Below are 13,842 nucleotides of genomic sequence, written 5' to 3'. Positions count from 1 at the left end.
GTTAAAATACGGACGCTTTTACACGGGAAAATGATACCAAAATTCTTAACCCTGTCGTTGATGGTAGGTTTCTTACCTGCCTACTTATTTGGTCAGGACAGTATGCCAAAAGTAAAGCAGCAGAAAGTAAAAAATACCACTAAAGTAACAGACATATGGGTGGTTTTTAAGACTCACTTTGACCTGGGCTTTACCGATTTGCCGGAGAATGTTTTTACGCGGTATCGTGAGGAAATGATGGATAAGGCTTTGTCGGTAATCGAGAAAAATGCCAATTTGTCAAAGGAGAAACAATTTGCGTGGACTGTACCGGGATGGCCATTGAAAGCCCAGATTCTAGGCCCTTTGCAAAGCCCGGAACGCAAGTTAAGAATAGAAAAGGCGATAAAGAGTGGTGCTATTGTGGTACACGGACTTCCTTTTACTACACATACCGAATCGCTGGAGTATGAAGACCTGGTTCGTGGCCTAGGCTTTTCTTCACAAGTTGCCCGTAGTTACGGATTGCCTTTGCCCATTAGTGCAAAAATGACCGACGTGCCTTCTCATTCCTGGGTATTGCCCACGCTATTGAACAATGCCGGTATAAAATTTCTGCAACTCGGTTGTAACCCTGCCAGTCAGTACCCCCGTTTTCCATCTTTATTTTGGTGGGAGGGACCCGATGGATCAAAGATCCTTTGTCAGTATAGCCCTTTGTATGGTTCTGATATCAAACCAATAGAAAACTGGCCTTCTAAAAATTATCTGGCCATGCAAATGACGGGTGATAACCACGGACCTCCATCCCAGGAAGATATCAATAAGTTATTGGATTATGCAGAAAGAGAATTGCCGGGTGTAAAAATCCATTTTGGGACTCTTGATGATTTTGCTAAAGCCTTAATTGCAGAGAATCCTAAACTGGAGACCGTTAAAGGAGATACACCGGATACCTGGATACATGGTTTGCTTTCCGCACCACAGGGAGCAGGTATTGCCAGAAGTATTCGTCCTCTGGAACCCGTACTTGATGCGTTGCATACTCAAATGAAGGTGTGGAACATTCCAGGTGCTTCTATCTCAGGGAAACTGGCGGAAGCATATGAAAATAGTCTTTTGTATAGCGAACATACCTGGGGAATGAATGCTGAATACGGTCCGCGTTACGCTTATGGTGATGAATGGAAAAAATGGATGAGAGAGGCAGAAGCGGAGCCTGTTGCCGCCAACGGTGATTATTCGAAATTAAAAAACAGCAATTCGACGAATACGGGGCAAGGAAGTAAAAGAAAATGGCTGAATTCTTACGATAAACACCAACAGTATATCCGTAACACAAGTGACATCATCAGCGCTGAATTAAATTCCCATCTTAATTTGCTTGCCAAATCAGTTAATATAAAAGGGAAACGTTTCGTTGTTTATAACCCATTGCCCTGGAAAAGATCGGGTATGGTGGAAAATCCATTGAAAAAAGGGGATTATTTTTTTGTAGAGGGAATTGAGCCATTGAGTTATATTTCTTATACTCAAAATCAGTTAAAAGATCTGACGACGACTAATGATGGAAAATCGATACTGAGTACACCTTATTTTAACGTAGTTTTTGATTTAACCCGTGGAGGGATTTCTTCGCTGATAGATAAGAAAACTGGCCGTGAACTGGTTGACAAATCTTCAAAATACATTGTTGGTCAGTTTTTGCACGAGCGCTTCAGTACAAATGAGGTAGACAAGTGGTTTAATGCTTATAGCAGGATAAAAACGGGTTGGGGTTTGAATGATTTGGGGAAACCAGGGATGATTAATGCGGAAAAGGCACCTTATCTGACATTTACACCCGATGAATGGAAAATAGCTGTTTCGCACACTGAGATTGCAGATGTTGCGACTTTAACAGCGGTAGATACGAAGGGCTATGCCAAAAGTTATAGCATCGTTTTTACTTTTCCAAGAAAGCTTAATTATTTTGATACAGAGTGGTTTGTAGATGGTAAGACGGCAGAGAAACAACCAGAAGGAGGATGGCTTTGCTTCCCATTTGCCGTACAGAACCCGAATTTTACAATTGGACGCTTGGGTGGACCTGTAAATCCGGCGACAGATATTATTGACGGTACAAACAGGTACCTTATGGCGGTAAATTCAGGGGTTTCGATTACAAGTGCAGATCAATCAGGACTGGCTTTAACACCTTTAAGCAGTCCATTGGTCAGTATGGGTGAACCCGGATTATGGAGATTTTCTATGGATTATATACCTAAGGTTTCATCGGTATTTGTAAATATTTACAACAACATGTGGAACACCAATTTTCAGTTATGGCAGGAAGGTTCATGGAGTGAAAAAGTAAGGGTCTGGACAGTCGGCCAACAGACGCCCACAGTACCGGACCTGGTTCAAAAATCCTGGGAGGCCAGATTACCCCTGTTGACCGGAACTGCAGATGGCGAAGCAGGTAAATTGCCGGCTAAGATGAATGGATTATCTATATCAAGATCTGGTGTGCTGCTAACCGCATTTGGCGAAAATCCAGATGGCGAAGGAACGATATTGCGTGTATGGGAACAAGCAGGCAATTCAGGAATGCTGAAAATAACCCTGCCAAAAGGAATGAAGGTGAGTAGGGCCATTGCTGTGAATCTCCGTGGAGAGCAGATGCCGGGTGGCGCTAAAAAGGTAGTTAATGGACAGTTTTCATTTGTATTAAACAAATATGCGCCGGCTAGTTTTGTATTGGAATAGGTTGTACAGGATGGAGTAAACGGTTTATTTTAATGTTGAGTCTCGGATGATTAATTCAGGGCGAATAGAAACAATCTGATTTTTAGAGATAGAGATACCGGAATCCGGCTCATTGAAATAAAGCTGAGCAATGGTTTTGCCCATTAAAATACTGTGCTGATCTATGGTTGTAATTGAAGGATTGGCAATTGTTCCGAATGATTCATTAGAATATCCGCAAATCCCCAGTTGTTGTGGTACCTGTATATTCATTCCGGTCGCTACTTCCAGTGCACCTAAAGCTGCAAAGTCAGAAGTTGAGGCAAAGATGGCATCAGGTGGCTGCGCCAGTTTTAAGAGCTTTCTGGTCGCAGTGGCTCCCAATTCTTTAGTCCAGGCGTTTTCCATGATCAGCTCGGGAATGACCGGAAGGTTATGTTTTTTCAGTGCCCTCAGGTAACCTGCTTTACGCTGCCTGAAAATATTCAGATTCTGAGGGCCTTCGAGCAGTGCTATGCGTTTATATCCTTTCGCTATCATATGAGAAACGGCTTCCATGGCAGCGCTTTCATTGTCATTGAGCACTTTCATCGTATCCAGTTCATCAGCTACACGGTCAAACTGGATCAATGGAATGCCCTGTTTCTGTATGTTTTCCAAATGACTGCTGTCTTTAAAATCTGCACTTACAGATATGATGATACAGCTTACATGTTGATTGGTCAGGGTATCGACACATTTTATCTCCCTTTCGGCTGATTCATTGGACTGACAAATCACAAGGCTATAGCCTTTTTGATAAGTCACCTCCTCTATACCTGCAATTACATTTGCAAAGAAATTTTGATTGATATGAGGGACGATGACGCCGATGGTCTGATTGTTACCGGTTCGGAGATTTGCGGCAACGCTGTTTACCTTATAGTTCATCTCTTCAGCCGTTTTCAGGATCAGCTCCTTTGTGGCAATGCTGACATTGCCACCATTATTTAAAGCCCTCGATACAGAAGAGGGGTTTAGATTCAGCTTTTTAGCAATGTCGTAGATCGTAACCCTTTTTGGTTGTTTCATGGTATATATCGTACTAATCTCGAAGAGACATAACAAGATGTAAATATGCAATATTATTTTAGGCAATCGATTGCTTTTGTTGATTATTTCCTTAACTTCATTTCACCAAACAGCCAAATAAATGTTATTACTAGGTATCGATTTAGGTACATCCTCAATTAAAATATCCGTGGTAGATGCCTCATCAGGTGCTATTATCGGTACATCCAGCTACCCGCCGGTAGAGTCGGAGATCATCAGTCTGCAGAGTGGCTGGGCCGAACAATCACCGGAAATGTGGTGGAATCAGGTGCAGCAGGCCATTCTTATTTGTAACACACAATATGCTTACAATCCTGCAGATATTGCGGCGATAGGAATTGCTTATCAGATGCATGGACTGGTCATTACAGACAAAGACCATCGAAGTTTAAGAAACAGTATCATATGGTGCGATAGCCGGGCAGTTGAAATAGGAGAGGAAGCGGCCGCTGTACTTGGTGAAAGTTGTTTGCAGGAGAGGCTACTCAATTCGCCCGGAAATTTTACGGCTTCCAAACTGGCCTGGGTAAAAAAAAATGAACCCGGGTTGTACGCTAAGATTGATAAGGTAATGCTGCCGGGTGATTTCATCGCCATGAAACTTACCGGCGAAATTACGACAAGTAGTTCAGCTTTATCAGAAGGGATCTTCTGGGATTTTAAAAAGAATGGTCTTTCCGATGATGTGATGAACTATTTTGGTTTCGATCATTCAATGATCCCTCAAATCAGGCCTGTGTTTTCATCGCACGGCACACTGTTAAAATCAGCAGCAGATCTGCTGGGGTTAAAACCCGGAGTTCCTGTGGCTTATAAATCTGGAGATCAACCCAATAATGCTTTGTCCTTAAACGTAACAAGACCCGGAGAAGTTGCGGCTACGGCCGGAACATCCGGAGTAATCTACGGCGTTACAGACCAGCTGGTTTGTGATAAGGGTTCCCGGGTTAATACCTTTGCGCATGTCAACCATAGTGCCAATGAACAGCGGCTTGGGGTGCTGCTTTGTATAAACGGAGCCGGAAGTATGAACAGATGGGCCAAAGCTCGTTTCGGCGATTCGCTCAGTTATGAGCAGATGAATAGCGCTGCGGCGGATATTCCGGCAGGGAGCAATGGTCTCCGTATATTGCCATTTGGAAACGGCGCAGAAAGGATGCTTCACAATAGAATTGTCGGGGCTCAGCTGCACGGGATCGATTTAAATACCCATACCAATGCACATATTTTCCGCGCGGTACAGGAGGGAATTGCATTTTCTTTCCGTTACGGGCTGGACATTTTAAGAGAAAACGGTATGGAACCGGCTGTAATCAGGGCAGGAAGATCGAACCTCTTTTTAAGTGATGTTTTTACACAAACATTTGTGAATATTACTGGAATCCCTGTTGAACTTTATGAAAATGACGGCAGTTACGGGGCGGCTGTCGGCGCAGGAATAGGATCAGGACTATTTAAATCAGCAGCAGAGGCCTTTGTCAATAAAAAGCCGATAAAGCTGGTGGAACCAGATGCTACAGCGCTTGAAGAAGATTACCTGGATTGGAGAGCGTTGCTTGAAAAACAACTATAAAATACCTAAACACAAAAATACAAACTAAACCAAAAACCAAATATATGCCTAATATTCAAACCTCTAAGTTATTCTGGGCCAGTTGTCTGGCCTTATTGGTCACTTCGCTTTCCTTTGGTATCCGTGCCGGAATTATGGGACAACTGGGTACCGACTTTCAATTGAGTGCAACCCAGCTGGGTACCATTACTGCTACAGCCTTTTGGGGCTTTCCGCTTGCTGTAATCATCGGCGGTTTTATCGTTGACGTTATAGGAATGAAGCGACTATTGGTGATGGCGTTCCTATTCCATCTGGCTGGTATTGCACTGACCATCTTCGCAACAGGATACTGGACTTTATTTTTCTCTACTTTACTGATCGGTATCGCTAACGGTACAGTTGAAGCAGCATGTAACCCACTTGTAGCTACACTATACCCTGATGATAAAACCACCAGGCTCAATTATTTTCACCTTTGGTTTCCGGGTGGTATTGTAATAGGAACTTTATTGGTCACCTTATTGGTACACCTGGGAATTGGCTGGCAGGTGCAGGTGGCATTGATGCTCATCCCAACGCTGATCTATGGTTTTCTTTTTTCAAAACTCGATTTTCCGGTTACCGAAAGGGTTTCGTCGGGTTTCTCCAGCGGAGATATGTATAAGGCAGTAGTTTCCCCATTATTCCTGTTTATGGTACTATGTATGTTCATGACAGGGATTACCGAATTATTTACCGGTCAGTGGATCAGTTTGCTATTGAAAAACGTGACGGAAAATGCCATTTTACTGGTTACACTTACAGCTGGTATGCAGGTTCTGGGCCGTGCTTTTGCAAAACCCATTGTAAAAAAACTGGCACCTGCTGGAGTACTGCTGTTTTCGGCGATATTCTCAGCAGCCGGTTTGTATATGCTCAGCACATTTACCGGGAATTCTATCTTTTTTGCCGCAGTCATTTTCGGTATTGGCGTTTGTTATTTCTGGCCTACGATGATTGGGTTTGTGGCTGAAAACATTCCGCAGTCCGGTGCGCTGGGCTTAAACCTGATGGGTGGCGCAGGTATGTTTGCGGTATCTGTTTTTACCATTTTTATGGGAGGATATTATGACGGACTGATCGTTAAACATCTGCCTGTGGGCGCTGATCTGGGCGCCTATACTGCGGCGGCGGGAGGATCTGCTGAAGCCACAGCTCTAGAGGCGGCAAAAAATCTTGCTGGTCCGGAAGTATTACAAGTGACATTAATCCTGCCATTGATATTAATCGCTGCTTTCGGCGGATTGGTAGTCTATATGCGCTCAAAAAAAGCTAAACAAGTTATTAATTAATCTATTGAACAAATAACACCACATCAGATGACAAAAATTACTGCTGAAAAAGAATATTTTAAAGGGATCGGACAGATTAAATTCGAAGGTCTGGGAACCGACAATCCATTGGCCTTTAGGTGGTATGATCCTGAAAAGGTAATTGGAGGAAAGACTTTAAAAGACCACCTGCGTTTTGCCGGTGCATACTGGCATTCCTTCTGTGGAAATGGGGGAGATCCATTTGGCGGTGCGACACATATTTTTCCATGGGATGTTAAAGATGATCCTATAGCACGTGCAAAGGACAAGATGGATGCGGCGTTTGAATTCCTGACTAAGATGGACATTCCTTATTACTGTTTTCATGATACCGATGTAGTAGACCATGGCAATGACATCCTAGAGAACGAGCGAAGGATGCAGGCTATGGTGGATTATGCCAAAGCAAAACAGCAGGAGACAGGTGTAAAGTTGTTGTGGGGAACAGCCAATTTGTTTTCACATAGGCGATACATGAACGGAGCCGCTACAAATCCTGATTTCCATGTACTGACCCATGGTGCTGCACAGGTAAAGACAGCCCTGGATGCAACGATCCAACTTGGAGGGGAGAATTATGTTTTCTGGGGCGGAAGAGAAGGCTATATGTCGCTGCTAAATACCGACATGAAACGCGAACAAGAGCATCTGGCCAGATTTCTGCATACAGCGAAAGACTATGCCCGTAAAAATGGCTTCAAAGGAACGTTTTTTATCGAGCCTAAACCTTGTGAGCCTACAAAACATCAGTATGATTATGATTCGGCAACGGTACTTGGTTTTCTTCAGAAATATGACCTGCTGAATGATTTTAAACTGAACCTGGAAGTAAACCATGCTACACTGGCAGGGCATACTTTCCAGCATGAGCTTCAGGTGGCGGCAGATGCCGGAATGCTGGGCTCTATAGATGCAAACAGGGGTGATTATCAAAATGGATGGGATACCGATCAATTTCCAAATAACATCAATGAGATTGTAGAGTCTATGCTGATCATTCACGGAAGTGGTGGATTGCAGGGAGGCGGAATTAATTTTGATGCGAAGATCCGCAGAAATTCGACCGATCCGGCTGATTTGTTCTACGCTCACATAGGTGGGATGGATATGTTTGCACGTGCGCTGATCATAGCCGACCAAATCCTTGAAGGCTCTGAATATAACAAGATAAGGACGGAGAGGTATGCATCTTATGATAGCGGAAAAGGAAAGGAGTTTGAAGCAGGCAAAATGAGTCTGGAAGACCTTCGTGAATATGCGGTACAGCATGGGGAACCTGAGACGAGAAGCGGAAGACAGGAATATTTAGAAAACCTGATCAACAGATATATTTAACTAAACCTTCAACAGCGTTTTATGAAAACACTTGGAACACTTGATTACGCAGTATTTCTGGTTTATTTCCTTATCGTTGCTTTTTATGGCTGGTGGGTATACCGCCAAAAAAAAGCACATAAGGAGAACTCTAAAGATTTCTTTCTGGCGAAGGATTCGCTTACCTGGTGGGCAATTGGGGCGTCTTTAATTGCTTCCAATATCTCTGCTGAGCAGTTTATAGGGATGAGCGGCTCGGGTTTTAAAATGGGACTGGCCATTGCTACCTATGAATGGATGGCTGCGGCCACATTGCTTATTGTTGCTATATTCTTTATTCCGGTATATCTGAAGAATAAGATCTATACCATGCCGCAGTTTTTGCATCAGAGGTACAACAGTACGGTGGCTATGATCATGGCCGTGTTCTGGCTGCTGCTGTACATCGTCGTAAACCTGACCTCAATCCTTTATTTAGGTGCATTGGCGATACATAGCATATCGGGAATTAATCTGGATGCATGCATGTATATCCTGGCCTTCTTCGCCATCATCATTACACTTGGTGGGATGAAAGTAATTGGATATACAGATGTAATTCAGGTGTTCTTTCTAATATTGGGTGGACTGGCGACAACCTATCTTGCACTAGATCTTGTAGCTACTCATTTTGGCTCAAGTGGGGCACTTAAGGGCTTTAATCTATTGACCACCCACGCAGAAGAACATTTTCACATGATCTTTAAAAAAGACAATGAAAATTACCTGGATCTGCCGGGATTAACGGTATTGATAGGTGGTATGTGGATTGTAAATCTAAATTACTGGGGTTGCAACCAGTACATTACCCAAAGGGCTTTGGGAGCGGACCTTAAAACTGCCCGTTCCGGAATTCTCTTTGCGGCCTTCCTTAAATTATTGATGCCGGTTATTGTGGTGTTGCCAGGTATTGCCGCTTATGTGCTTTATAAGGAAGGATATGGCGATTTCAAAGCCAGTATGAGCAGCGGTGGTGAAGTTATACCAGATACAGCCTATCCGGTGTTATTAAATCTGCTTCCTGTCGGCCTGAAAGGATTGTCTTTCGCTGCGCTCACAGCAGCGGTAGTGGCGTCGCTTGCAGGTAAAGCCAATAGTATTGCTACTATTTTTACATTGGACATTTATAAAAAGGTCATCAATAAGGATGCGCATGAGGATAAACAAGTTGCTATAGGGAGATGGACTGTTGTACTGTCCATGTTAATTGCGATTGCGATTGCCCCACATTTGGGTATCGATAAAAAAGGAGGGTTCCAGTTTATACAGGAATATACAGGATTTTTCTCCCCTGGTATTTTCGCGATGTTTATATTGGGCTTCTTTTGGAAGAAAACTACCTCTAATGCGGCTTTATTTGCTACTGTAGGAGGCTTTGCACTTTCTGTACTATTGAAGTTCATACCTTTTGTTGTTGATCTCCAATTCTTAAGTGCATCAGGGTTTTCAAAGCTGGTGGAGCAGAAGGACGGTTCTATGCTTTATGAAATTCCTTTTCTGGACCGCATGGGATTTGTCTTCATCATATGCGCGGTGGTCATGTACCTGATCAGTGTTTTTGAAACTAAAAGAGGAGTTGTCGCCAAAGGACTGGATATTGATAGCGGAATGTTTAAAACGAGCAGAAGCTTTGCGGTAGGGGCACTCATTATATGCGGCTTGCTGATTGCTTTGTATACTATTTATTGGTAGTCATATGATCTGTTGAAATAAAAAGAGACTGTCTGAAAAGGGACGTTCGTCATCCTGAATTTATTTCAGGATCCCGGATATATAATTTAAATCTTGCCCAAGCGGGATCCTGAAATAAATTCAGGATGATGTGGAGCTTTAACCTTTTCAGACGACATCTTTTCATTTGATTATCCTAGAAGTATCAAATCTTTCCTAATTTTGGGCGAAAGAGATATTATCTATTATGCTTGGATTGAAATTATTGACGGACCCGCGGTGGGTAAACATTGCAGAATCAAATTTGGAAGAGATCCTGACTGATCATGCCTGGTGTGAACAAAAAGCAGCAACGAATGCAATCACCATCATTGCCGATAACTCAGAGCATCTGGAGCTTGTAGAAACGCTGACTGTGATCGCCCTGGAAGAATTGCAGCATTTTCAAATGGTGGTCGAACTCATTAAAAAGAGAGGATATACATTGGGCCGCCAGCGTAAAGATGATTATGTTGGGCAGCTGGTAAAATTTAGTAAAAGGGATGGAAGCAGAAATTCTGCATTTATAGACCGCCTTTTATTTGCCGCAATGATTGAAGCAAGAAGTTGTGAGCGTTTTCGGGTATTGTCACAAAATATTAAAGACCAGGAATTGGCTAAGTTTTACCACGACCTGATGGTTTCTGAGGCTGGTCATTATACGGTATTTTTAAATTTTGCCAGAAAATATACCGTAGATATTGACGTAGATAAGAGGTGGAAGGAGTGGCTTGAATTTGAAGGAGAGCTGATTCAGAGCTTTGGGAGTAAGGAAGCTATTCATGGATAGTAAGGTAAATGAAATTTAATTTGTTGATTCTGTGAGGTTAACTAAATATGACGAAGATTTATTTATGAGGTAATGAAGATTTTTATATCTTTGCAGCATCAAAAAAGAAGATACCAGTTCGGGGTGTAGCGTAGCCCGGTATCGCGCCTGCTTTGGGAGCAGGAGGTCGTAGGTTCGAATCCTGCCACCCCGACGAAAAAAGCCTTTAGATCGTAAGATTTAAAGGCTTTTTTGTTTTAATACTATACATCTTTATATGTATTATTAACTTCATTTTTATTACAATTGGAATATTTGTAATATAGTGTTGCTATATTTGACTATGCAAATTTTGCATAATTTGCAATTGATTAGATAATAATATCTAGCTAATAAAATTACCACTATGGGAGTTTCTTCAGTTGTTGACCGCCTTTTAAAAAATATGGGAAATATGCATGAATTAGGACGTCAGCGGGCGTTTGAATTAGGCAATCCATTTTATGCTCAGTTTGCTGAAGATGGTGGTTTATGGCGTAAAGAATTGCCAGGTGGTGAAAAATTCCTAGTCTCACTTGAAGTTATTACTGATGAAAATGATATGCCTGTGGAGGTTAAGGATACCATTATTAAGAAATTGGACTAGTATATGCCAGAGCTAATCTTCGTAGCTGGTTGTAATGCCGCTGGTAAATCAACATTTATTAGGACCCGGTTAAATGAGCTTGAAAGTTTTGAGATTTTGATGACCGATGTTTATAAGTCTAGAACAAAGGATTTAGCCAAGCAAGCCATTGATAGTGGAAAAGATGTTTTGATTGAAACTGTTTTTAACGATGCATCCTTTAAGGATATAGCAGATTATGCTAAGAATGTCGGATATCAAACCTCATTAGTTGTTTTGTTTTTAGATAGTTTGCAGCAATCCATTACCAGAGTAGCCTTACGTGGTATGCAGCAAAGTGGGATAACCATTTCAGGAAGTAATATTAAAATTAACTTTTATGAAAGCTTTAAAAATATTGCCAACTTCTTTTTTTATTTTGACCGTTCCGATTTTGTATATACTGGTGAAGGTGAGGTAAACCAATTAATTATGAGTTTTTATAATAGTGAACTTATTAACTACCATTCCAACAATTTAACATACCCTCAGAATTTTGTTAAATATGGTATTAGTAATGAAAGGATCGAAACAGATACTTATGGTATCGTTACAGCAAACAAAGATTTTAGAAGAAAGCAATCTAATAAAGACAGACCCTCAGGGAAGTTTAACCTACAAGGTTAAGAATTCATTCTAAGGTTCTCGGTAACAAATTTTGTGTAAAAAATTATTTGGAAGCATTAAAGCCCGCCAATAACCTCAAATCATGCAGAAAAACGTCCGAAATAAGTACAGGGAATGAAATAATTTCTATCTTTGCATCCAGTTCCTGGTTTGTTAACCTTTTAAATATCAAGGAATCATGACAGAGCATATCTACATATCGCCCCTTTCGCTCATTGCCTAATTAGGCAGTCAGACCCCCTGTTTTATTAAATAATTAAACGGTTGCATGAGTAACTTCTGCAATGTTTGTCTGCCCCAATTCATGGATTTTTCTGAGCGCTTTTAAATGGGTATGTCCTTTCACAAGGACGAACTGAGATCAGAAATCAAATTCAATAAAAATTAAAATTAAGTGTGATTCACACACAGGAATGGTCGTGCCATATTAAATAACGCGAGGCAGAAGTTATCGTTGGAATAACTGGTTTTGTGAGTGCGACAAATATATTAACAAAATTAAAAACATACCCAGGTACAGCCTTATAGAAGCTTATCTGGAATTAGAAACATAAACCCACATGGGCAATTTAAGAACAAAAGATTTAAGTAAAATAGGTTATCATAATGATCAGCTGCGAAGCCTGGTTATTGGCATAGCCTCCAAAAATTTCAAACACTACAGTAAACAGCAATTGCTGGATCTGTTGGTGAATATTAACAATGATCCGGAAGCATTTTTGGATAATGAATTAACAAGTAAGATAGCAGAGAAGATAATAGGTAAAGTAAAAGAGGTGTCGTTTAAAACTTACGAGTTACGCGATGAACCGGTATTCTGTAAGACATATGGCGCTAAGCATATTGAGTCTTCGGCTAAAAAGCAAATGGAGCTGGCCAACCTCTTGCCAATCAGCATACAGGGTGCATTAATGCCGGATGCACATATGGGCTTTGGCTTGCCAATTGGTGGTGTGTTGGCTACAGACAATGCAGTTATCCCCTATGCAGTAGGAATGGATATTGGCTGTCGGATGGCGCTCTCTATTATCGACGAGAGTGATGGTTTTCTAAAGAGGTTTGAATACCAGATCAAACAGGCCTTAAAAAACCATACTCATTTCGGTATGGAAGGTGGATTGGATGTAAGGCAGGAACACGAAGTGTTAGATAGCCATGTATTTAATGAGATTCCTTTTTTAAAACCCTTACGCGGAAAGGCGGTAAGGCAGTTGGGAACCTCTGGCAATGGAAATCACTTTGTAGAGTTCGGTGAGATTGAAATGTTGCCTAACAATACCTTGGGACTACCAGCAAAAAGGTATACGGCTTTATTAACGCACTCGGGAAGCAGAGGTTTGGGTTCGGCCATTGCAAGGCACTATACCCAGATTGCCATGAACACTTGTAAGCTTCCGCGCCATGCACAACAATTGGCCTGGCTGGACATGAACAGCGAAGCTGGACAGGAATATTGGCTCACAATGAATTTGGCTGGAGACTATGCACAAGCCTGTCATGAACGCATACATGCCAATTTGTTAAAAGCACTAGGATTAACTGCTTTACAGGTTGTAGAGAACCATCATAATTTTGCCTGGAAGGACAAACTTGCTGACGGCAGAGAAGTGATTCTTCACCGAAAGGGTGCAACACCAGCGCATGAGAACGAGTTGGGTATTATTCCGGGCAGCATGACTACCCCTGCCTATTTAATTTCGGGTAAAGGTGCGGAGGACGCTTTGTATTCAGCTTCGCATGGTGCAGGTCGTGCGATGAGCCGCCAAAAAGCGAAAGACAGCATGACTGTTTCCGCGATGAAAAAATTGCTGGCCAATGCAGGTGTTAGCTTAATTGGTGGAACGGTTGAAGAGAATCCTTTAGCGTATAAAGACATCGAGGCTGTCATCACTGCTCAGCGTGAGCTCGTTGATATTCAAGGTAAGTTTTTTCCACGGATCGTTAGAATGAACAAGGAGTAGTGATGAAGATTTAGAGGCTTTTTTGTAATATAACATTAAGGTTATTTAATTTT

At 41.9% G+C, this 13,842-nt stretch carries 10 protein-coding genes and 1 tRNA gene; 10 read left to right on the top strand and 1 reads right to left on the bottom strand.

Annotation, left to right across the window (positions count from 1 at the left end):
* Positions 1–30: 30 nt before the first annotated feature.
* On the top strand, positions 31–2,727 hold the full coding sequence (locus R2Q78_RS04800) for a hypothetical protein (RefSeq protein ID WP_316789383.1): 2,697 nt from the start codon (positions 31–33) through the stop codon (positions 2,725–2,727).
* Between the two features lie 24 nt (positions 2,728–2,751).
* Here R2Q78_RS04800 and R2Q78_RS04795 read toward each other — a convergent pair whose 3' ends face one another.
* Complete coding sequence (locus R2Q78_RS04795; RefSeq protein WP_316789381.1) at positions 2,752–3,777, bottom strand: LacI family DNA-binding transcriptional regulator; 1,026 nt, start codon at positions 3,775–3,777, stop codon at positions 2,752–2,754.
* 121 nt (positions 3,778–3,898) lie between these two features.
* Between R2Q78_RS04795 and R2Q78_RS04790 the strand changes: the two genes are divergently transcribed.
* The 9 genes from R2Q78_RS04790 to R2Q78_RS04750 all read left to right on the top strand — a co-directional run bounded on the left by R2Q78_RS04790 (position 3,899) and on the right by R2Q78_RS04750 (position 13,789).
* The gene (locus R2Q78_RS04790; RefSeq protein ID WP_316789379.1) at positions 3,899–5,371 is read left to right on the top strand and encodes a xylulokinase; all 1,473 of its coding nucleotides are present in this window, start codon (positions 3,899–3,901) and stop codon (positions 5,369–5,371) included.
* A 44-nt stretch (positions 5,372–5,415) separates the two neighbouring features.
* Positions 5,416–6,684, top strand: a complete 1,269-nt coding sequence (locus R2Q78_RS04785; protein ID WP_316789377.1) for an MFS transporter — start codon at positions 5,416–5,418, stop codon at positions 6,682–6,684.
* Positions 6,685–6,711: 27 nt separating this feature from the next.
* Positions 6,712–8,040, top strand: a complete 1,329-nt coding sequence (gene xylA / locus R2Q78_RS04780) for a xylose isomerase (protein WP_316789375.1) — start codon at positions 6,712–6,714, stop codon at positions 8,038–8,040.
* A gap of 21 nt (positions 8,041–8,061) precedes the next feature.
* Positions 8,062–9,750, top strand: coding sequence for a sodium/sugar symporter (locus R2Q78_RS04775; RefSeq protein ID WP_316789373.1), 1,689 nt, complete (start codon positions 8,062–8,064; stop codon positions 9,748–9,750).
* A gap of 226 nt (positions 9,751–9,976) precedes the next feature.
* The gene (locus tag R2Q78_RS04770) at positions 9,977–10,558 is read left to right on the top strand and encodes a tRNA-(ms[2]io[6]A)-hydroxylase (RefSeq protein ID WP_316789372.1); all 582 of its coding nucleotides are present in this window, start codon (positions 9,977–9,979) and stop codon (positions 10,556–10,558) included.
* A gap of 119 nt (positions 10,559–10,677) precedes the next feature.
* Positions 10,678–10,751, top strand: a tRNA-Pro gene (locus R2Q78_RS04765).
* Between the two features lie 192 nt (positions 10,752–10,943).
* The gene (locus tag R2Q78_RS04760; protein WP_316789370.1) at positions 10,944–11,183 is read left to right on the top strand and encodes a hypothetical protein; all 240 of its coding nucleotides are present in this window, start codon (positions 10,944–10,946) and stop codon (positions 11,181–11,183) included.
* 3 nt (positions 11,184–11,186) lie between these two features.
* Positions 11,187–11,828, top strand: a complete 642-nt coding sequence (locus tag R2Q78_RS04755) for a zeta toxin family protein (RefSeq protein ID WP_316789368.1) — start codon at positions 11,187–11,189, stop codon at positions 11,826–11,828.
* A gap of 560 nt (positions 11,829–12,388) precedes the next feature.
* Positions 12,389–13,789, top strand: coding sequence for an RtcB family protein (locus R2Q78_RS04750; protein WP_316789366.1), 1,401 nt, complete (start codon positions 12,389–12,391; stop codon positions 13,787–13,789).
* Positions 13,790–13,842 lie beyond the last annotated feature (53 nt).

The organism is Pedobacter frigoris (genome assembly GCF_032678645.1).
Taxonomy (GTDB): Bacteria; Bacteroidota; Bacteroidia; order Sphingobacteriales; family Sphingobacteriaceae; genus Pedobacter; species Pedobacter frigoris_A.
This window is presented reverse-complemented; position numbering and strand designations above follow the sequence as displayed.

Bases quoted from the DNA above. Each gene is read 5' to 3' on its own strand.
- R2Q78_RS04775 (WP_316789373.1), top strand. From the start codon at position 8,062: ATGAAAACACTTGGAACACTTGATTACGCAGTATTTCTGGTTTATTTC.
- R2Q78_RS04800 (WP_316789383.1), top strand. From the start codon at position 31: ATGATACCAAAATTCTTAACCCTGTCGTTGATGGTAGGTTTCTTACCT.
- R2Q78_RS04760 (WP_316789370.1), top strand. From the start codon at position 10,944: ATGGGAGTTTCTTCAGTTGTTGACCGCCTTTTAAAAAATATGGGAAAT.
- R2Q78_RS04770 (WP_316789372.1), top strand. From the start codon at position 9,977: ATGCTTGGATTGAAATTATTGACGGACCCGCGGTGGGTAAACATTGCA.
- R2Q78_RS04750 (WP_316789366.1), top strand. From the start codon at position 12,389: ATGGGCAATTTAAGAACAAAAGATTTAAGTAAAATAGGTTATCATAAT.
- R2Q78_RS04785 (WP_316789377.1), top strand. From the start codon at position 5,416: ATGCCTAATATTCAAACCTCTAAGTTATTCTGGGCCAGTTGTCTGGCC.
- R2Q78_RS04755 (WP_316789368.1), top strand. From the start codon at position 11,187: ATGCCAGAGCTAATCTTCGTAGCTGGTTGTAATGCCGCTGGTAAATCA.
- R2Q78_RS04790 (WP_316789379.1), top strand. From the start codon at position 3,899: ATGTTATTACTAGGTATCGATTTAGGTACATCCTCAATTAAAATATCC.
- xylA (WP_316789375.1), top strand. From the start codon at position 6,712: ATGACAAAAATTACTGCTGAAAAAGAATATTTTAAAGGGATCGGACAG.
- R2Q78_RS04795 (WP_316789381.1), bottom strand. From the start codon at position 3,777: ATGAAACAACCAAAAAGGGTTACGATCTACGACATTGCTAAAAAGCTG.